15 protein-coding genes and 1 pseudogene are annotated in these 19,167 nt (G+C 73.6%); 8 read left to right on the top strand and 8 right to left on the bottom strand.

Annotation, left to right across the window (positions count from 1 at the left end; all coding sequences use genetic code 11):
• Positions 1-3: 3 nt before the first annotated feature.
• The 7 genes from ACFWIS_RS31275 (at position 4) to ACFWIS_RS31245 (ending at position 11,207) form a co-directional block, all read left to right on the top strand.
• Positions 4-3,093 (top strand): lantibiotic dehydratase, encoded by a 3,090-nt coding sequence (locus ACFWIS_RS31275; protein WP_380459736.1) that lies wholly within the window; start codon positions 4-6, stop codon positions 3,091-3,093.
• Complete coding sequence (locus ACFWIS_RS31270; protein ID WP_380459737.1) at positions 3,090-4,874, top strand: ABC transporter ATP-binding protein; 1,785 nt, start codon at positions 3,090-3,092, stop codon at positions 4,872-4,874. The genes ACFWIS_RS31275 and ACFWIS_RS31270 overlap by 4 nt, the downstream gene beginning before the upstream one ends.
• A 72-nt stretch (positions 4,875-4,946) precedes the next feature.
• Positions 4,947-5,888, top strand: a complete 942-nt coding sequence (locus ACFWIS_RS31265) for an LLM class flavin-dependent oxidoreductase (protein ID WP_380459739.1) — start codon at positions 4,947-4,949, stop codon at positions 5,886-5,888.
• Positions 5,889-6,012: 124 nt separating this feature from the next.
• On the top strand, positions 6,013-7,284 hold the full coding sequence (locus tag ACFWIS_RS31260) for an erythromycin esterase family protein (protein WP_380459741.1): 1,272 nt from the start codon (positions 6,013-6,015) through the stop codon (positions 7,282-7,284).
• Between the two features lie 315 nt (positions 7,285-7,599).
• Positions 7,600-8,496 carry a Gfo/Idh/MocA family protein gene (locus tag ACFWIS_RS31255; protein ID WP_380459760.1) on the top strand — a complete coding sequence of 299 codons (897 nt, stop codon included), beginning with the start codon at positions 7,600-7,602 and terminating at the stop codon, positions 8,494-8,496.
• Between the two features lie 250 nt (positions 8,497-8,746).
• The gene (locus ACFWIS_RS31250) at positions 8,747-10,624 is read left to right on the top strand and encodes an endonuclease/exonuclease/phosphatase family protein (protein WP_380459743.1); all 1,878 of its coding nucleotides are present in this window, start codon (positions 8,747-8,749) and stop codon (positions 10,622-10,624) included.
• A gap of 76 nt (positions 10,625-10,700) precedes the next feature.
• The gene (locus ACFWIS_RS31245) at positions 10,701-11,207 is read left to right on the top strand and encodes a GNAT family N-acetyltransferase (RefSeq protein ID WP_380459745.1); all 507 of its coding nucleotides are present in this window, start codon (positions 10,701-10,703) and stop codon (positions 11,205-11,207) included.
• Between the two features lie 8 nt (positions 11,208-11,215).
• Here ACFWIS_RS31245 and ACFWIS_RS31240 read toward each other — a convergent pair whose 3' ends face one another.
• The 7 genes from ACFWIS_RS31240 to ACFWIS_RS31210 form a co-directional block, all read right to left on the bottom strand.
• Entirely contained in the window at positions 11,216-13,594 is a 2,379-nt protein-coding gene (locus tag ACFWIS_RS31240) for an ATP-binding cassette domain-containing protein (RefSeq protein WP_380459747.1), read from the bottom strand.
• 142 nt (positions 13,595-13,736) lie between these two features.
• The gene (locus ACFWIS_RS31235) at positions 13,737-14,150 is read right to left on the bottom strand and encodes a VOC family protein (RefSeq protein ID WP_188309428.1); all 414 of its coding nucleotides are present in this window, start codon (positions 14,148-14,150) and stop codon (positions 13,737-13,739) included.
• Between the two features lie 159 nt (positions 14,151-14,309).
• Entirely contained in the window at positions 14,310-15,053 is a 744-nt protein-coding gene (locus tag ACFWIS_RS31230; RefSeq protein WP_380459749.1) for a class I SAM-dependent methyltransferase, read from the bottom strand.
• An 82-nt stretch (positions 15,054-15,135) separates the two neighbouring features.
• Positions 15,136-15,894, bottom strand: coding sequence for a class I SAM-dependent methyltransferase (locus ACFWIS_RS31225; RefSeq protein WP_380459751.1), 759 nt, complete (start codon positions 15,892-15,894; stop codon positions 15,136-15,138).
• Positions 15,887-16,390: an N-acetyltransferase gene (locus ACFWIS_RS31220; RefSeq protein WP_380459752.1), complete on the bottom strand. Its 504-nt coding sequence runs from the start codon at positions 16,388-16,390 to the stop codon at positions 15,887-15,889. Before ACFWIS_RS31220 ends, ACFWIS_RS31225 begins: the two co-directional genes overlap by 8 nt.
• 133 nt (positions 16,391-16,523) lie before the next feature.
• Entirely contained in the window at positions 16,524-16,850 is a 327-nt protein-coding gene (locus ACFWIS_RS31215) for a hypothetical protein (RefSeq protein WP_380459754.1), read from the bottom strand.
• Between the two features lie 162 nt (positions 16,851-17,012).
• Positions 17,013-17,447: an ester cyclase gene (locus ACFWIS_RS31210; RefSeq protein WP_380459756.1), complete on the bottom strand. Its 435-nt coding sequence runs from the start codon at positions 17,445-17,447 to the stop codon at positions 17,013-17,015.
• A 300-nt stretch (positions 17,448-17,747) separates the two neighbouring features.
• On the opposite strand from ACFWIS_RS31210, the pseudogene ACFWIS_RS31205 reads away from it, so the two are divergent.
• Positions 17,748-17,990: pseudogene (locus ACFWIS_RS31205) on the top strand (SDR family oxidoreductase); the annotation flags it as partial.
• Between the two features lie 153 nt (positions 17,991-18,143).
• On the opposite strand, the gene ACFWIS_RS31200 reads toward ACFWIS_RS31205, so the two are convergent.
• On the bottom strand, positions 18,144-19,167 hold a 1,024-nt coding region (locus tag ACFWIS_RS31200), incomplete at its 5' end, for a WD40 repeat domain-containing protein (RefSeq protein ID WP_380524069.1).

Below are 19,167 nucleotides of genomic sequence, written 5' to 3'. Positions count from 1 at the left end.
CGGGTGTCCCGCTACGTCGCCGCCGACTTCTTCCTGTTGCGCGCCCCCGCGCTGCCCGTCGACACCTACCACCGGATCACCGCCGACCCGGACCGCACCCGCGCCGAACTGCTCGCCCTCGCCGAGGACCCGGAGGTCCGCCGGGCGCTGCTGGTGGCCAGTGAGGACCTGGTGGCCGCCCTGGAGCGGCTCGACCGGACGGACGAGCGCCGCACCCGGCGCCTGCACTCCCGGCTGCTGCGCTACCTCACCCGGATGTCCACCCGCCCCACCCCGTTCGGGGCGTTCGCCGGCGTCGCGATGGGCGAGTTCGGCGAGCGGACCACCGCCCGGCTGGGCAGCCCGGCGATCCGCGACACCCGGGTCCGGGGCGACCTGGAATGGCTGTTCGCGCTCATCCACCGGCTGGAGGGCGACCGAGCCCTGCTGCCCCACCTCGACGTGGTCGCCAACTCCACCGCGCACCCGGCCGGGGACCGCATGGTGCTGCCGTTCACCGAGGTGCACGGCAAGGAGGACAAGCGGGCCGTCCGGATCCGGGCCACCGAGCCGGTCCGGCTGGTGCTGCGGGCCGCCGCGGCGCCCGTCCCGTACCGGCGGCTGGTCGCGGAGCTGACCGACGCCTTCCCGGCGGCCGGGGAGGGGGCCGTCACCGGTCTGGTCCGCCAGCTGTGGGAACTCGGCTTCCTCGGCAGCGACCTGCGCCCGCCGCAGACCGAGGCCCGCCCGGAGGAGTACCTGCTGAAGAAGGTCACCGGCCTGCCCGGGGCCGAGGACGTCGCCGAGGGCCTGCGCGCCGTGGTCGAGCTGACCCGCACCGCCCACGACGTCGCGGGACTGCGCGCCCTGAGCGCCGCCCAGAACGCGCTGGTGCCCGAACACCGCGGCCGCACCTACCAGTTGGACGCCACCGTCGACCTGCGCACGCCCACCCTGAACCGCGCCGTCGGCGAGGCCGCCGCCGAGGCCGTCGACGTGCTGCTGCGGCTGGCCGCCGCCTCGGGCACCGACCACCATCACCTGGCCCGCTACCGCGAGGAGTTCGTCGAGCGCTACGGCGCCGGCGCCCGGGTGCCCGTCCTGGAGGTGCTCAGCGCCGACGCCGGCCTGGACGCGCCGCCGCTCTACACCCAGCCCGGCCGCGCCTTCGACCTGCCGCCCACCACCAGCCCGCCGGACACCGCCCGGTACGACGCCGCCCTGCTGGACCTCGCCCAGGAGGCCTGGTGGGAGCGGTCCTTCGAGATCGAGCTGACCGACGCCCGGCTGGACCGGCTGGCCCCGCCCGGCCGCACCACCGCCGGGCCCGTCCTGCCGGTGGTCGACGCCTACCTGAGCATCGACGCCGCCGACCGGGACGCGATCGACCGCGGCGAGTGGCGCGCCGTGCTGCGCTCCGACGGCATGGCCCAGGGCGGGCGCACCTTCGGCCGCTTCTTCGACCTGCTCGGGGCCGGCGCCGTCGAGCGGCTGCGCGACTACGCCCGGCGCGAGGAGGAGCTCTTCCCCGACGCCGTCCACGCCGAACTCGCCTTCCAGCCGACCTGGGGCCGGGCCGCCAACGTCGCCGTCCGGCCACGGATCCGGCCGTACGAGATCCCGGTCAACAGCACCCCGTCGGTGCCGCCGGACCGGGTCGTCCCGCTGGACGACCTGCTGGTCGGCGCCACCGAGGGCCGGCTGTACCTGTGGTCCCGCCGGCTCGGCCGGGAGGTGGTCGTCGCCCAGCACCACATGCTCAGCCCGCTGATCGCTCCCGACGTGGCCCGGTTCCTGCTGGAGGTCTCCTACGACGGGTACGTGCTGCCGGTCGCCTTCGGCTGGGGCCGGCTCGCCCGGGCGCCGTTCCTGCCCCGGGTGGTCCGCGGCCGCGTGGTGCTCCGCCCCGCCCAGTGGCGGCTGACCGCCCGCGACCTCGCCGACCCGGCCGACTGGCGGGCCCGCTGGAACGTCCCCCGGCACGTCTACCTGGTCGAGGACGACAACCGGCTGCTGCTCGACCTCGACCACCCGCAGACCCTGCCCGAACTGCGCGCGGCACTCGAACCGGGCGCGGCGCTGACCTTCCAGGAGCTGCTGCCGGCCCACGACCGGCTCTGGCTGACGGACGCCCACGGGCGGCGCCACCACGAGGAGATCGTCGTCCCGCTGATCGTCCGGGACGCCGCCTCGGCCGCCCGCCCGCCGGTCGGCGACCGCACCACCGCCCCCGTGCCGCGGCACCTGCCCGGCGGCGAGTGGTCGTTCCTCCAGGTGTACGCCGGCCCGGAACGCCAGGACGAGATCATCACCGGCCCGCTGCCCGAGCTGGTCGCCGGACTGCGCGCCGAAGGCCTGCTGGACCGCTGGTTCCACCTCCGCTACGCCGACCCCCACCCGCACCTGCGGCTGCGGGTGCGCAGCACCGACGCGCCCCGCACGCTCGCCCGGCTGCTCGCCTGGGGGCGTGAGCTGGTCGCCCGGGGCCTGGCCCGGGACCTCGCGGTGGCCTCCTACGCGCCCGAGGTCGCCCGCTACGGCGGCGCCGACGCCTATGACGCCGTCGAGCGGCTCTTCGAGGCCAACAGCGAGGCCACCGCCGGGCTGCTCGCCCTGAACCCCGGGCTGCGGCCCGAACCGCTGCTGGTCGGCGCCGTCGACCTGCTGTACGCCCAGTGGGGCGTCCCGCTGTCCGCCCGCGCCGACCTCGCCCCCGGCGGGCGGGCGGAGGAGGAGGCCGTCCGGCGGGCCTTCCGCGCCGACCGCGACTACCTCTGTGAGCTGCTGCGGCCCTGGCCGCGCCGGCCGCACCAGGAGGGCGCCCGGCACCGGCAGCTGCTCGCCGGGGCCTTCGCCGCCCAGCGGCCCGCCGCCCGGGCGGCCGCCGAGGCGGTCCGGGCGGCCGCGGCGGCCGGCCGGCTGGTCGGCAGCGAGCGGCGGATCCTCGCCAGCCTCGCCCACCTCCAGGTCAACCGGCTGCTGCCGATCGACCTGGCCCGCGAGGACCGCGCCTACGGCCTGTGGCGGCACACCCTGCGCGCCGTCCGCGGCCGGCTCGCCGCCGAGGACGGCCACCGCGGCACCGAACCGACCGGACCGGAGGACGGCCGATGACCTGGTTGCGCGTCATCGCGCTGTTCTGGCGGCTCAGCCCCGGCAAGGTCACCGGCTACGCGCTCTGCACCGTCCTGAACGCCGCCGTCCCGGGCCTGCAGATCGCGCTCACCGCGCAGGTCGTGCAGAGCGTCGCGGACGCCGTCGGCGGCCAGGCCGGAGCCCGCGACGACGCCCTGCGGGCCGGCTACCAGCTGCTCGCCCTCGCCCTGGCCGGCCACCTGCTCGGCGTCGCCGTCCAGTACCTGGACTCGCTGCTGCGACTGGAACTCACCACCAGCATCGGCGAGCAGGTGATGCGCAAGGGCATCACCCTGGACCTCCAGCAGTACGAGGACGCCGACGCCTACGACAAGCTCCAACGGGCCTTCCAGGAGAGCAACGGCGGCCGGGTCTACCAGCTGTTCGCCGAGATGCTGGAGGCCACCCGCGAACTGGTCACCCTGCTGTCCGTCAGCGCCGTGCTGTTCGCCTGGAGCCCCTGGGCGGCGCTGGTCATCCTGGCGTCCCCGATCCCCTCGGTGGTCGCCCACATGGCGTTCAGCCACAAGGTCTTCGAGATCGAGTACGCCCGCACCGCCGAGCGCCGCCGACTGTACTACTACCAGTACCTGACCACCACCGACCACTCCTTCAAGGAGGTCCGGCTCTTCCAGCTCGGGCCCTACCTGCTGGACCGCTACCGGGAGTTGGTCCGCCGCTTCTTCCGGATCGACCGCGGGGTGGCCCGCCGCCAGTCGGTCGTCGTCGGCGGCTTCGGCCTGCTGAGCGTGCTGGCCTCCTCCGGCGCCCTGCTGTGGGCGATCCGGGACGCCGCCGACGGCAGCCGGGTCGGCGAACTCGCCGGCTACCTCCAGGCCATCGGCACCGTGCAGGTCGCCGCGCACGGACTGCTGCTCGGCGCCGCCTCCCTCTACAAGGACACCCTGTTCCTCGGGAACCTGTTCGGCTTCCTGGACCTCCCGGAACGCCGGATCGCCGGCGGCGACCGGCCCTTCCCGGCCACCCTGCGCGAGGGCATCGAGTTCCGCGACGTCAGCTTCCACTACCCGGGCACCGACCGGCCCGTCCTGGACCGGCTCAGCTTCCGAATCCCGGCCGGCTCCTGCGTCGCCCTGGTCGGCCAGAACGGCGCCGGCAAGACCACCGTCGTCAAACTGCTGACCCGGATGTACGAGCCGACCGGCGGCCGGATCCTGATCGACGGGGTCCCGATCGAGGAGTACGACGTCGACGACCTGCAGCGGAACATGGGCGTGATCTTCCAGGACTTCATCCGCTACGAGATGAGCGTCCGCCACAACATCGGCTTCGGCCGGGTCGAGTCGCTGGACGACCTCGGCAGGGTCCGGCAGGCCGCCGGGTCGGCCGGCGCCGCCCCCGTCGTCGACGCCCTGCCCGGCGGCTACGACACCATGCTCGGCCGGCACTTCGAGGAGGGCCACCAGCTCTCCGGCGGCCAGTGGCAGAAGATCGCGCTGTCCCGGGCGTTCATGCGCAAGGCCCCGATCGTCGTCCTGGACGAGCCGACCGCCGCGATCGACGCCGAGGCCGAGGCCGAGATCTTCGGCCGGCTGCGCGACATCGCGGGCGAGTCCACCTCCCTGGTCATCGCCCACCGCTTCTCCACCGTCCGGATCGCCGACCGGATCGTCGTCGTCGCGGACGGCCGGCTGGCGGAGGAGGGCACCCACGACGAACTGCTCCGGGCCGAGGGCCTCTACGCCCGGCTCTTCCGCCTCCAGGCGTCCGGCTACCTCACCGACGCGGCCCCGCACTGACCACCGAAGCCGCCCCGCGCCACCTCAGCCCCGCCCTGACCACCGAAGCCGCCCCGGACCGAAAGCCCGCCGATGCCCACCTCCGTCGTCCTCCCGGTCATGCCCACCGACCCCGCCCAGCTCGTCCCGTACGCCGAACTCGTCCGGGACGGCCGGGCGGCCCGGCTGTGGCAGGGCCAGTCGCTGCGCCTGGAGACCCACCAGGCCTTCGCCTACCTGGCCGGCCTCGGCCACCGGGTGCCGGTCGGCACCGCCGTCGCCCTGATGCCGCTGCGGCACGAACTCGACGCCGCCCTCCAGGCCCGCTCACTGGCCCGGCTGACCGGCCACCGGACGGTCCTGGGCCTCGGTCCGGGCGCGGCCGACTTCGTCGCCGAACTGCGCGGCGCGCCCTACCCGCGCCCCGGCGAGGCCGCCGCCGGGTACCTGCGCACCGTCCGCGCGCTGCTCGCCGGAGCCTCCCATGGCGGCCTGCCCGAGGAACTCGACCACCCCGGCGTGGAGTTGGGCCTCGGTGTGCTCCGGCCGGCGCTGGCCCGGGTGGCCGGGCGGGAGGCCGACGCGGCCATCACCTGGCTGACCCCGCCCGGGTACCTGCGGGACACCCTCGGCCCGGCGCTGGCCCGGGGCGCGGCCGAGGCGGAGCGGCCGGTGCCCCGGCTGGTCACCGTCGTCCACGCGGCCCTCGACCGCCCCGGGCGCAACCCGTACCGGCTCGCCTACGACGCCGCCCACGCCCACCTGGCCTCGCCGCACTACAGCGACATGCTGCGCCGGGCCGGGCTGCGGGTGCACCCCGCCAGCCCCTCGCTGGGCGCCCGGGCCCTGGTCGACTCCGGCACCTTCGTCCACGGCGACGCCGCGGCGGTGGCCGCCGGCCTGGCGGAGTACGCCCGGGCCGGGGTGGACGAGGTGGTGGTCAACGTCGCGGGCGTGGCGATCGCCGAGGGGGCGGAGGCGGCGCTGGCGGACCTGGGGGAGATCCTCGACGCCGTTGGCCCGTCACTTCGCTGACTGTCCATCAGCTCTTGTCTGCGAGAGCTGACGGTCGAAGGGGCCCGGTCGTTCGCGTAGGATCGGTCGTCCGGGTCGGGGGCGACGTCAGGGCCGGGGCGAAGGGGCGGACGAAGGGGTGGACGTGAGCAGGGACGTGACGGACTGGCTGGCCGCGAACGCCGTCCCGCTGGCCAGCCTGGACGCCGGCCACCCGGCCGAGGACCTGGCGCCGCTGCGCCGGGTGCTGGCCGGGGTGAAGGTGGTCGGGCTCGGCGAAGCCACCCACGGGACGGCCGAGTTCTTCCGGCTGAAGCACCGGCTGCTCGAATTCCTGGTCCGCGAACTCGACTTCGGAGCCCTGGCGATGGAGGCGAGCGCGGCCGACGCCGGCGCCGTGGACGGCTACGTCCGGTACGGCACCGGCGATCCGGTGGTCGCCCTCGACCGGCTGGGCTTCTGGACCTGGAAGACCTACGAGGTGCTCGCCCTGGTCGAGTGGCTGCGCGAGCACAACCGCGCGCTGCCCGAGGCCCGGCGGGTGCGCTTCGTCGGCATCGACCCGCAGCGCAGCGCCGGCTCCGCGGCGGAACTCCACGCCTTCCTGCGGCAGGTGGAGCCCGAGCGGGCCGCCGCCGTCCACCGCACCCTGCGGGCGATCGGCGACAGCACCCCGGCCGGGCACCCCGACGGGTCGGCCGAACTGGTCTCCTGCGCAGGGCAGTTGCTCGAAGAACTGGAACAGCGTCGGGAGGACCACGCGGCCCGGGCCGGCGCCGCCGCCACCGACCGGGCGCTCGCCCACGCCCGCAACCTGGTCCGGGCCGCCGACCTGGCCGGCCGGCCGCCGCTGGGCACCGACGGCGCCGTCGAGGAGGGCTCGCTGGCCGCCCGCGACCGCCACATGGCCGAGGCCGTCGCCGAACTCCACGACACCACCGGGCTGAGGACGGCCGTCTGGGCGCACAACAGCCATGTGATGACCGGCCGGTACGCGGCCGGCGTCCCGGCGATGGGCCACCACCTGCGCGCACGCTACGGCGACGGCTACTACGCCCTCGGCCTGCTGCTCGGCAAGGGTGCCTTCCGGGCCCGTACCGGCTCCACCCGCGCCCGCCCGCCGCACCGCCACGGCATCGGCAGCGGCGGACCGAAGTCCGTCGAGGGCCAGCTCGCCGCCGCCCACCGCGACGACCACCTGATCGACCTTCGCGCCGCCCGCGGCGAGCCCGCCGTCGAAGCCTGGCTGGCCCAGCGGCACTACCTGCGCAGCTTCGGCGCGGGCGTGCCCCGCTTCACCTACCGCTTCGAACTCGCCCCGACCGTACTGGCCGAGGAGTACGACGGCCTCGGCTACGTCCGCCGCTCCACCTGCTCCCGCCCCCTGCCGCTCCCCCCGGAGCCGGGCGGCCGCTGACCACCGCCCCCCGCGCGGGCCGCCCGGGGGCCGTACGACGGCCGCCGCAGGCCTTCCTGCGGTCGGCCTGGCCGCTGCGCGCCCGGGCGTTCCCGCTGACCGGCGCCCTCCAGGGCGCCGCGGTGCCGCTGCTGACGGTCGCGCTGCCGCTGATGGCCGGGCCGTCGATGGCCGGGATCGGCCTGCCGCTGCCGGCCGGGGTGGCCGGGCTCGGGCCCGGAGCGGCCGGGCCGCGGCCGCGTAGGGTGGCCGGGAACGAAGACCGGCCGCACTCCAGGAGCACTCATGACCTCGACCGCTGTCCCCGCCGGCCCGCTGCCGGTCGGGGTGATCGGACTCGGCGACATCGCGCAGAAGGCGTACCTGCCGGTGCTGACCGTCCTGCCCGGACTGGACCTGCGGCTGATGACCCGGGACCGGGCCAAGCTGGACCGGCTGGGGGAGGCCCACCGGATCGACACCGGGCGGCGGTTCACCGACCTGGACGCGCTGATCGACAGCGGCATCCGGGCCGCCTTCGTGCACGCGGCCACCGACCAGCACGTGCCGATCGTCGAGCGGCTGCTCGGCGCCGGGGTGGACGTGTACGTGGACAAGCCGCTGGACTACACCGTGGACGGCGCCCGGAAGCTGGTCGACCTCGCCGACCGGACCGGCCGTTCGCTGATGGTCGGCTTCAACCGGCGCCACGCGCCCGGCTACGCCCAGGCCCTGGAGCGCCCGCGCGACCTGATCGTGCTGCAGAAGAACCGCGAGGGCCTCGCCGAGGCGGCGCGTTCGCTGGTCTTCGACGACTTCGTGCACGTGGTGGACACCCTGCGGTTCCTGGTACCCGGCGAGATCGAGCACGTGGACGTCCGGGCCCGGAAGGACCGCGAGGGCCTGGTGGAGCACGTGGTGCTCACCCTCGGCGGGGAGGGGTTCACGGCGCTGGGCATCATGAACCGGGTCTCCGGCTCCACCGAGGAGGTGCTGGAGGTCTCCGGCGGCGACTCCAAGCGCGAGGTGCGCAACCTGGCCGAGGTGATCGACCACCGCGGCCAGCCCACCGTCCGGCGGCGCGGCGACTGGGTCTCGGTGGCCCGCCAGCGCGGCATCGAGCAGTGCGTGCTGGCCTTCCTGGACGCCGTCCGGGCCGGGAAGACCCTGGACGCCCACGACGCGCTGCGCACCCACGAGCTGTGCGAGCTGATCGTGGAGCGGATCGGGTGAAGCCGGGCAAAGCCGGGGTCAAGCCGGGCGAAAGCTGAGTGAAAGCTGGAAGGGGCCTGGGAGGCGACCGAACTGACGCTTCCGCAGGTCATCCGGCCGGAACCGACAGTTCATTGACGAGGTCTTGTCGGGGCATTTTCTACGCGCGTATCTTGAGGTCGCCGCGGGGGGCGGGTGCCGCCTCCCGTGCTCTCCCCACCTTCCTTCCACGCGAGTAGCGTCCGCTGCCCGAGCTAGGAGCCGTGCCCCGGTGACCACTGCCCCCGCCCTCCGCCCCCGCAGGGCCTCGCTGCTGCGCGCCGCCATCGCCCCCGCCGCGCTGGCCGTCTCGCTGGTGCTCGTCCCGCTGCCGGCCGCCGACGCCGCCGGCGCGCCCGCCGCCCCGCCCGCGCCGACCGAGGCCGGCCCGCTGCGGATCCACGACATCCAGGGCACCACCCGGCTCTCCCCGCAGGCCGGCAAGCCGGTCACCGGCGTGCCCGGAATCGTCACCGGCGTGCGCGCGTACGGCAGTTCCAAGGGATTCTGGCTCCAGGACCCGAACCCGGACGCCGACCCGGCCACCAGCGAGGGCATCTTCGTCTACACCGGAGGAAACCCGACCGTGAAGGTCGGCGACTCGGTGCTGGTCAGCGGCAAGGTCACCGAGTACTACCCGAACTACTCGGGCGGCTCGCAGTCCGTCACCGAACTCAGCGGCCCCGCCGTCACGGTGCTCTCGGCCGGCCACCCGCTGCCCGCCCCCGTGGTCGTGGACACCCGCGACATCCCCGGCCGCTACGCCCCGCCGGCCGGGCCCGACGGCAGCATCGACGCCACCCGGCTGAACCCCGAGAAGTACGCCCTGGACTTCTACGAGTCGCTGGAGGGCATGCTCGTCCAGGTCAAGGACGTCCGGGTGATACAGGCGACCGACAAGTACAACGAGCTGTGGGTCGCCGCCGACCGGCAGGACCAGCGCAGCAAGCGCGGCGGGGTGCTCTACGAGTCCTACCGCGAGCCCAACGTCGGTCGGCTGATGGTGCAGCAGCAGGCCGCCGTCTCCCAGCAGCCCTTTCCGGTGGCCAACGTCGGCGACGAGCTGACCGGCACCACCACCGGCCCGCTGGACTACAACCAGTTCGGCGGCTACACCCTGGTGGCCGGCACCCTGGGCACACTCAGGGACAACCACCTCCAGCGCGAGGTCACCGCCCAGCCGAGCGAGCGCGAACTCACCATCGCCACCTACAACGTGGAGAACCTGGCCGCCACCAACCCGGACGCCAAGTTCGCCCAGCTGGCCCAGGGCATCGTCACCAACCTGCGCTCGCCCGACATCATCGCCCTGGAGGAGATCCAGGACGACAACGGCGCCAAGAACGACGGCACCGTCGACGCGAGCCAGACCGTCGCGAAGTTCCTCGCCGCGATCGAGGCGGCCGGCGGCCCCGCCTACGACTGGCGCTCGGTCGACCCCCAGGACGGCAAGGACGGCGGCGAGCCCGGCGGCAACATCCGCCAGGTCTTCCTGTTCAACCCCCAGCGGGTCTCCTTCACCGACATCCCCGGCGGCAGCGCCACCACCGCCGTCGGCGTCACCGGCACCGGCGCCGCCGCCGCGCTCACCGCCTCGCCCGGCCGGATCGAGCCGGCCGACGAGGCGTGGACCAACAGCCGCAAGCCCCTGGCCGGGCAGTTCTCCTTCCGCGGCCGGAAGGTCTTCGTGATCGCCAACCACTTCAACAGCAAGGGCGGCGACCAGGGCATCGACAGCCGCTTCCAGGCCCCGACCCGCAGCTCCGAGGTGCAGCGGCTCCGGCAGGCCACCGTCGAGCAGGCCTTCGTCGCCAAGCTGCTGGCCGCCGACCAGCAGGCCGAGGTGGTCTCGCTCGGCGACTTCAACGACTACCAGTTCTCGCCCGCGCTGAGCGCGCTCACCAAGGGCGGCGTGCTACGCGACCTGGTGAACGAGCTGCCGGAGACCGAGCAGTACTCCTACGTCTACCAGGGCAACTCGCAGGTGCTCGACCACGTCCTGGTCAGCCCCGAGGTCGGCTACGCCAAGTACGACGTGGTGCACATCAACGCCGAGTTCGCCCAGCAGGCCAGCGACCACGACCCGCAGGTGGTCCGGATCAAGCCCTGACCCGAGCCGCGGATATCCTGCCTCCGCCGCCGGTGACCACCGGCGGCGGAGGCAGGATCGCAGCACGGGGGCGGGCATGAAGTACCGGATCGAGCGGATCGGGCGCGAGGACTGGGAGCGGCTGCGCACCATCCGGCTGGCCCAACTCCTCGACACCCCGCTGGCGTTCGGCGAGACCCACGCGTACGCGCTGCTCCAGGGCGAGGGCAACTGGCGGGCCCGGACGGACTGGCTGAACGAGCCCGGCCGGATCGGCCTGGTCGCGGTGGACGAGGACGGTGAGTGGGTCGCGACCATGCTCTCGATCCCCAGCCGCAAGACCGCCACGGTCGACCTGATCGGCGTCTGGGTCGACCCGGCGCACCGCGGCCGCGAGCGCGGCGTCGCCGACGCCCTGCTGGACGCGGTGCTCGCCTGGGCCCGGGAGGGCGGCGCCGAGTGGATGCTGCTCGGCGTCCACGAGGCGAACGACCGCGCCGCCGCCTTCTACCGGCGGCGCGGCTTCACGTACACCGGCGGCGAAACGCCGTACGTGCTGGACGAGAGCGCCCGGATCCTGGAGATGGTCCTCCCGCTGGTGTAGCGGGTGGCTCAGCCGGTCACGTACTCCGCCAGGTGCTCGCCGGTCAGCGTCGAGCGGGCCGCGACCAGCTCGGCCGGGGTGCCCTCGAAGACCACCCGACCGCCGTCGTGCCCGGCGCCCGGACCGAGGTCGATGATCCAGTCCGCGTGCGCCATGACCGCCAGGTGGTGCTCGATCACGATCACCGACTTGCCGGAGTCCACCAGCCGGTCCAGCAGGCCGAGCAGCTGCTCGACGTCCGCCAGGTGCAGCCCGGTGGTCGGCTCGTCCAGGACGTAGACCCCGCCCTTGTCCGCCATGTGGGTGGCCAGCTTCAGCCGCTGCCGCTCACCGCCGGACAGCGTGGTCAGCGGCTGGCCGAGGCTGACGTAGCCGAGGCCGACGTCGGCGAGCCGCTCCAGGATCCGGTGCGCGGCCGGCAGCTTCGCCTCCCCGTCCCCGAAGAACTCCTTCGCCTCGGTCACCGGCATCGCCAGCACCTCGCTGATGTCCCGGCCGCCCAGCCGGTACTCCAGCACCGAGGCCTGGAAGCGCTTGCCCTCGCAGTCCTCGCAGGTGCTGGCCACCCCGGCCATCATCGCCAGGTCGGTGTAGACCACGCCCGCGCCGTTGCAGGTCGGGCAGGCACCCTCCGAGTTGGCGCTGAACAGGGCCGGCTTGACGTCGTTCGCCTTGGCGAAGGCCTTGCGGATCGGGTCGAGCAGGCCGGTGTAGGTGGCCGGGTTGCTGCGCCGGGAGCCCTTGATGGCGCCCTGGTCGACCGAGACCACGCCCTCGGCGGCCGCCCTCGAGCGTCGACACAGCGAGCCGTGGATCAGCGAGCTCTTCCCGGAGCCGGCCACGCCGGTCACCACGGTCAGCACCCCGAGCGGGACGTCCACGTCCACGTCCCGCAGGTTGTGGCTGTTCGCGCCGCGGATCGCCAGCGTCCCGGTGGGCTTGCGCACGGACTCGCGCAGCGCCGTCCGGTCCGCCAGGTGGCGGCCGGTGACCGTACCGCTCTCGCGCAGCCCGGCCACGCTGCCCTCGAAGCACACCGAGCCGCCCGCCGCGCCCGCCCCGGGGCCGAGGTCCACCACGTGGTCGGCGATCGCGATGGTCTGCGGCTTGTGCTCCACCACCAGCACCGTGTTGCCCTTGTCCCGCAGCCGCAGCAGCAGGTCGTTCATCCGGCTGATGTCGTGCGGGTGCAGCCCGGTGGTGGGCTCGTCGAAGACGTACGTGGTGTCGGTGAGCGAGGAGCCCAGGTGGCGGATCATCTTGACCCGCTGCGCCTCGCCGCCGGACAGGGTGCCGGACGGCCGGTCGAGGGAGAGGTAGCCGAGGCCGATCTCCACGAAGGCGTCCAGCGCCTGCTGGAGCGCGGAGAGCAGCGGCGCCACCGAGGGCTCGTCCAGTGCGCGGACCCAGTCCGCCAGGTCGCTGATCTGCATCGCGCAGGCGTCGGCGATGCTGATGCCGGCGATCCTGGACGAGCGGGCGGCCGAGCTCAGCCGGGTGCCCTCGCAGTCCGGGCAGGCGGTGAAGGTGACGGCGCGCTCCACGAAGGCGCGGATGTGCGGCTGCATCGCCTCCTTGTCCTTGGACAGCATGGACTTCTGGATCTTGGGGATCAGGCCCTCGTAGGTGAGGTTGACCCCGTTGACCTTGACCTTGGTGGGCTCCCGGTACAGGAAGTCCTGGAGCTCCTTCTCGGTGTACTCGCGGATCGGCTTGTCCGGGTCGAGGAAGCCCGAGTTGGCGTACACGCCGACGGTCCACCAGCTGTCCACCTTCCAGCCGGGGATGGTGATGGCGCCCTCGGCGATCGACTTGCCCTCGTCGTACAGCTGGGTGAGGTCGATGTCGGAGACGCTGCCGCGGCCCTCGCAGCGCGGGCACATGCCGCCGGTGATGCTGAAGCTGCGCCGCTCCTTGACCGTCTTGCCGCCGCGCTCCACGGTCACCGCGCCGGCGCCGCTGATCGAGGGGACGTTGAAGGAGAAGGCCTTGGGGGAGCCGATGTGCGGGGTGCCGAGCCGGCTGAACAGGATGCGCAGCATCGCGTTGGCGTCGGTCGCGGTGCCGACGGTGGAGCGCGGGTCGGCGGCCATCCGCTGCTGGTCGACGATGATCGCGGTGGTCAGCCCCTCCAGGACGTCCACCTCGGGGCGCGCCAGGGTGGGCATGAAGCCCTGGACGAAGGCGCTGTAGGTCTCGTTGATCAGCCGCTGCGACTCGGCGGCGACGGTGTCGAAGACCAGCGAGCTCTTGCCGGAGCCGGACACCCCGGTGAACACCGTCAGCCGGCGCTTGGGGAGGTCGACGCTGACGTCCTTGAGGTTGTTCTCGCGTGCCCCGTGCACGCGGATCAGGTCGTGGCTGTCGGCGGCGTGCGGCTCGGCCATCGTGGTCTTCGCTCCGTCTCTCTGGCGGTTCGGTGGGTGGCGTACCGGTGGGTGGTGTCTCGGGTGGACGGTGTCTCGGGTGGTTGGGGCTGTTCGGTGGGCCCGCCCCGGCCGGCGGCGGCCGGGGCGGGCCCGGGCGGGGTCAGCGCACTTCGTTGAAGCGGACCATGTTGCCCGCCGGGTCGCGGAAGGCGCAGTCGCGGACGCCGTACGGCTGGAGGGTCGGCTCCTGGACGAGCTCGGCGCCGCCGGACTTCAGCCGGTCGAACACCCCGTCCAGGTCGGCGGTGGCGAGCACCACCCGGGCGTACGTTCCCTTGGCCATCATCTCGGTGATGGTACGCCGCTCGTCCTCGGTGATGCCCGGGTCCGCGAACGGCGGTTCCAGCACCAGCGACACGCTCGGCTGGCCGGCGGGCCCGACGGTGATCCACCGCATCGGGCCGCCGCCGACGTCCTGGCGGACCTCGAAGCCCAGCAGGTCGCGGTAGAAGGCGAGCGAGGCCTCCGGGTCGGTGTGCGGGAGGAAGGTCCAGTGAATGCTGATGTCGTTCATGACGGCAACGCTAGGCGCGGCCCCCGGGCGGGCGCTTCTCGAAAACTGATCGACCCCGGGGAGCGGCGGAGGTGGTCTCCGCTCCCCGGGGTCGATGGTCACGCGTGGCCGCGCTGCGGTGCTCGGGCGTGGCCGCTCAGGCGCGCCCCCGTGCGCCGCTCAGGCGCGGCAGCGCAGCATCTCCAGCGGCGGGTGGGCGAGCACGTCCGCCCAGAAGTCCTCGCCGTACTCGCGCAGGCCCTCCTCGGAGATCCCGAGCGGCACCCACTCCAGCTCGGAGAACCCGGCCTCGCTCAGGGACTCCTGGTAGACCTCGCGGCGCGGGACCGTGCCGAGGATGCTGATCGGCTGCGGGTCGAGCAGCGCGGTGACCTTCACTCGCGGGCCGGTCTCGACGTGGTCACCGGTCGGCTCGCAGCGGAACCCGTACTGCTCCAGGGACGCGCAGTCGAAGGCGTAGTCCGGCTTCTGGGCGAAGACGTAGAGCTCCCCGCCCGGCACCAGGCTGCGGTGGATGTTGCGACACATCCGGTCCAGCGACACGCGGTCCTCCGCGTAGTTGAGGCACTGCACTGCCAATGCCACATCGAACTTCCGCTCCAGCGGACGCAGTTCGGCCACGTCGCCGACCTCGTAGCGCACCCCCAGCGGCTCGCGCTGCTCGAACGACTCCGCGGCGGCGATCATCTCGGTGGAGATGTCGACCCCGAGCACCTCCGTCGCACCGCGCCGCCGGACCTCGCGGCTGTAGAAGCCCGTCCCGCAGGCCAGGTCGAGGACGGCCTTGCCGCGCACGTCCCCGACCATGGCGAGGAAGCTCGGCACCTCCCCGAAACGCGTCAGTGGCAGCGCCTTGAAGCCCTCGAACGCCTCGCCGATCCCGTCGTACTGCTGCACGCCCATCGTGCGCTCCTCCCGTGTCTGACGATCTGACGGGAAGTCTTCCGCAGCGCCGAGGGCCGCCTGTACCGGCAGAAGCCACGAATCAGCGGCGCCGCGCGAGGTGCACGGTGATGTCCGCGTCCAGTCGGACGCGCTCCGGCAGTGCGGCCAGGATCCGGCGCAGCACCTCCGCCCGGGCGGACTCCGGCAGGACGAGATAGGCCGAGACGGTCGACAGATGGCCGACGTACTCCGCCGCTGTCACCGTCAACTGCCTTACCAGTACGGTCTGTCTGACGTCGTCGAAGTGCTCGGAGCGCGCCAGCTCGGTGCCCGGCCACCGCAACTGCCGCTCCGGCGGCGTCCCGTCCGGGGAGGGCACGTCGTCGCTCTCCAGGAACGGCGCCCGGGCCGCCCGGACGGCCTCCGCCACCGCCGGATCGGCGACCTCCACCGGGCCGCCGATGTTGGCGAACACGCCGCCGGGGCGCAGTAGTTCGGCCATCCGTCGGCACCGGCCCGCCGGCTGGGTCCAGTGCAGCGCGGCGGCCGCGTACACCAGGTCGTACGGCCCGTCCGGGGGCAGCTCCTCGAAGGCCGCCCGCAACGTCCGGACGTTCCCCGGGGCGTGCCGGCGCAGTTCGGCGAGCATCGCGCCGTCCGGTTCGGTCGCGGTGACGGCCACGCCGCGCCCGGCGAACAGCCGGGTGGCCTTGCCCGTGCCGGCGCCGATCTCCAGGGCGGTCCGTGGCGGCCCGCCCGCGTACTCCGCGACCAGGTCGAAGAGTTCCGCGGGATACCCGGGACGGTACCGCTCGTAGGCCTCCGCGACCGGCCCGAAGCTCAGCGCGCGATCAGTCATTCCGGGCCTCCGGCAGGGCCAGCCACTCCTCCCAGCTGAGGTCGCGCCCCAGGAGCCGCGGTTGCCGGAACGGCCAGTCGGCGGCGATCCACCGCGGCACCAGCGCGTCCAGCGCCTCCTCCACCTCGCTGCCGACCAGCTCGTCCACCACCCACCAGGCGATCTCCCCGTCCGCCCCGGCCCGCTCCGGCGGGTCGACGTACACGCAGCCGCGCACCGCCGTCTCCGCGCCGTCCAGCAGCGCGTAGTTGAACGACTGGTGCGCGGCGATCTCCCGCTCGTGCCGCGCCAGGTCCACCCGGTTGGCCTCGGCCGTCATGGTCTCCGCCGGCCACCCCCAGGCCGGCCCGAAGATCCCGAACAGTCGCTCCCGCGACCCCATCACGGCCGGATAGTCCATCGGCGCGTCCGCCTCCCGGATCGGCCGCAGGTGGTACGCCCCGCCGAGCAGCGGCACATGGACGGGGTGGACGAAGTCAGCAGGAAGCCAGGTCATGCCGCCGAGGCTATCCGTGCACCCGCCGTGACCGCACCGGATATCCGGCGCGCGACCCGACGGCCGCTCCGCCGCGACTCCGCCCTGCCGCGACTTCGCCCCGCCCCGTCTCCGCCGTGCCCCGCCGGGTGCGTCAGATGGTCCAGCCGACCGGATAGTTGACGATCGGGGTGAACGTCACGCCGACCGCCTCCGCCTCCGCGCGCGCGTCGACGACCATCTCCTTCAGGTGGTCCAGCTGCGCCGCGTGCTCTTCCGAGTCCCAGACGCTGACGTGGACGGCCGAGCCCTCCGGCGAGACGCCCGCGTAGAAGTGGATGAGCCCCGGCAGCCGCCGGACGGCCGGGATCAGGTACTCCGAGGTCCTGGTGTTCATCGCGTCGACCTCCTCGAACCGGCCCGGGTCGAAGGTGGCACGCGAAATCCGGAAGTGCGCACCTGCGGGCAACGACTCGGTCACGATGATCCCCCGTCTTCTGATGAACCGCGTGCCGGAAATCCTACCGCCCCGGCCCTGCCGGAGGGCATGGGAAGAGGGCTCCTTCGCAGTACCTGCGGTTCGGGTCGAAGACGGCCGGAACCGGGGCACTGCCCCGCCGGGCACGGGGCAGGCCGGGACGCCCTACCGGGACGCCTTCTCCTGGAGGAGGCCCAGCTGAGCCATGATGGCGCCGCTGTCCACGTAGACGCGTGCCGTCTTGATCTTGTCGTTCTCGACCTCGTACACGTCGCACCCGTGCACGGTGACCGAGCGCCCGGTGGCCGGCACCGTGCCGACGCGCAGGACGAGATCAGCGGTCTGGGTCCCCTGGCCCGTGTACTCGATCGCGACGGTGTCGCCCTGGGCGGTCAGGTGGTCCAGGGAGAACCGCCCGTCGGGCATCGCGTCGAACAGGGACTTCGCGATGCTGGCGAAGGCCTCGGGGCCCTGGAGGGTCCTTCCGCTTCCCATGTCGGTGACGGTGCAGTCGGGGGCCACAGCCCCCGTTATGGAGTCGTAGTCGCGGTTGTTCCATGCCTCGAAGAGGCCGCGGACGAAGGATTCTTTGTCGGTCATGGGAGCCTCCGCTCCGATGTGGTGCGCTCGTTCGTGAAGCGGGCCGGGCCGCCGGCGTCCGGGCGGACCGATCAGCCTCACCGGCCCGCCCGCGTGGTTCGCCGCGCCGACTGGATTCCCCACCCGCGCCTGACATCGAGGTCCTGAGCAGTTCCCACCTCACATCCATCCTGACTCCGCAGGGCACCCCCGTGCATCTGGACGCAGCGGAGGCGCTCCAGGGCCGCGGTTCCCCGGGCGGTGGGATCCGGCGGTGCGGGACGGAACTCCCCGATGTGGCGGTCCGGCGGGTTCACGGGGCGTGACGGCCGCGTCCGCGTCAACGCCCTCTGCCCCGGCCCGGTGAACACCCCGCTGCTCCGGGAGCTCTTCGCCAAGGATCCGGAGCGGGCCGCCCGCCGCCTGGTCCACATCCCGCTGGGCCGCTTCGCCGAGCCCGAGGAGATCGCCGCCGCGGTGGCCTTCCTCGCCTCCGACGACTCCTCCTTCTTGACCGCCAACACCTTCCTCGTCGACGGTGGCATCTCCGGCGCCTACGTGACCCGCAGTGGCCGCGCCCGCCCGGGAAACCGCCGCCGGCACCGCCCCGGGCCTCCTGCGGGTGGTCCCGGGGCGCTCGGGCGGCGGTCACGGCCTGCGTGCGTCAGGTGATGGGCGGGCGGCGACAGCACCATCTCGTCCACCCCTGACCGGACATCATCCCGACGGGCACACGGGCCCTGTTGACTGGCCGTGCAGGTAGGACCTCCGTTCGTCCACGGTGAGGTCCCGGTGGACGGCGTGGCAGATTTTCGTGATCGCTGCGCCGGGCTGGGGGAGGACGGCATCCCATAGGTGCACGGTCTCGTCACGGCTGCCGGTGGCGAGGGTGTGTCCGTCGGGGCTGAACGCCACCGCTGTCACCTGGTCGGTGTGGGCGGTCAGGGTGGTGCGGGGCTGGCCGGTGGCCGTGTCCCACAGCCGCGCGGTGGAGTCCACGCTGCCGGTGGCGAGGGTGCGTCCGTCGGGGCTGAACGCCACCGACGCCACCTGGTCGGTGTGGCCGGTCAGGGTGGTGCGGGGCTGGCCGGTGGCCGTGTCCCACAGCCGCGCGGTGTTGTCGCTACTGCCGGTGGCGAGGGTGTGTCCGTCGGGGCTGAACGCCACCGCCGTCACCGTGTAGGTGTGGCCGGTCAGGGTGGTGCGGGGCTGGCCGGTGGCCGTGTCCCACAGCCGCGCGGTCCCGTCAGCGCTGCCGGTGGCCAGGGTGTGCCCGTCGGGGCTGAACACCACCGAGTTCACCGCACCGGTATGGCCGGCCAAGGGGGTGCGCAACCTTCCGGTGGCCACGTTCCGCAGCCGGACCGTCCTGTCGTAGCTGCCACTGGCCAGGGTGCGTCCGTCGGGGCTGAACGCCACCGACGCCACCTCACCGGTGTGGCCGGTCGTGACACCGCGGGACTTGCCGGTGGCCACGTCCCACAGCCCGACAGTCTCGTCAACGCTGCCGGTGGCGAGGGTGCGTCCGTCGGGGCTGAACGCCACCGACGCCACCGAACCGTTCTGGGCGGTCAGGGTGGCGCGGGTCTGGCCGGTGGCCACGTCCCACAGCCGCGTGGTGTAGTCCACGCTGCCGGTGGCGAGGATGTGTCCGTCGGGGCTGAACGCCACCGACGCCACCGCACCGGTGTGGCCGGTCAGGGTGGTGCGGGTCTGGCCGGTGGCCGCGTCCCACAGCCGT

Origin of the sequence: Kitasatospora sp. NPDC127060, assembly GCF_042724935.1 — a bacterium.
GTDB lineage: Bacteria > Actinomycetota > Actinomycetes > Streptomycetales > Streptomycetaceae > Kitasatospora.
Note: the sequence above shows the minus strand (reverse complement) of the source record. Positions and strands in the feature narration are given on the sequence as shown.

Excerpts from the sequence above, each read along its gene's own strand:
- ACFWIS_RS31270 (WP_380459737.1), top strand. The coding sequence starts at position 3,090 with ATGACCTGGTTGCGCGTCATCGCGCTGTTCTGGCGGCTCAGCCCCGGC.
- ACFWIS_RS31265 (WP_380459739.1), top strand. The coding sequence starts at position 4,947 with ATGCCCACCTCCGTCGTCCTCCCGGTCATGCCCACCGACCCCGCCCAG.
- ACFWIS_RS31245 (WP_380459745.1), top strand. The coding sequence starts at position 10,701 with ATGAAGTACCGGATCGAGCGGATCGGGCGCGAGGACTGGGAGCGGCTG.
- ACFWIS_RS31240 (WP_380459747.1), bottom strand. The coding sequence starts at position 13,594 with ATGGCCGAGCCGCACGCCGCCGACAGCCACGACCTGATCCGCGTGCAC.
- ACFWIS_RS31235 (WP_188309428.1), bottom strand. The coding sequence starts at position 14,150 with ATGAACGACATCAGCATTCACTGGACCTTCCTCCCGCACACCGACCCG.
- ACFWIS_RS31230 (WP_380459749.1), bottom strand. The coding sequence starts at position 15,053 with ATGGGCGTGCAGCAGTACGACGGGATCGGCGAGGCGTTCGAGGGCTTC.
- ACFWIS_RS31225 (WP_380459751.1), bottom strand. The coding sequence starts at position 15,894 with ATGACTGATCGCGCGCTGAGCTTCGGGCCGGTCGCGGAGGCCTACGAG.
- ACFWIS_RS31220 (WP_380459752.1), bottom strand. The coding sequence starts at position 16,390 with ATGACCTGGCTTCCTGCTGACTTCGTCCACCCCGTCCATGTGCCGCTG.
- ACFWIS_RS31210 (WP_380459756.1), bottom strand. The coding sequence starts at position 17,447 with ATGACCGACAAAGAATCCTTCGTCCGCGGCCTCTTCGAGGCATGGAAC.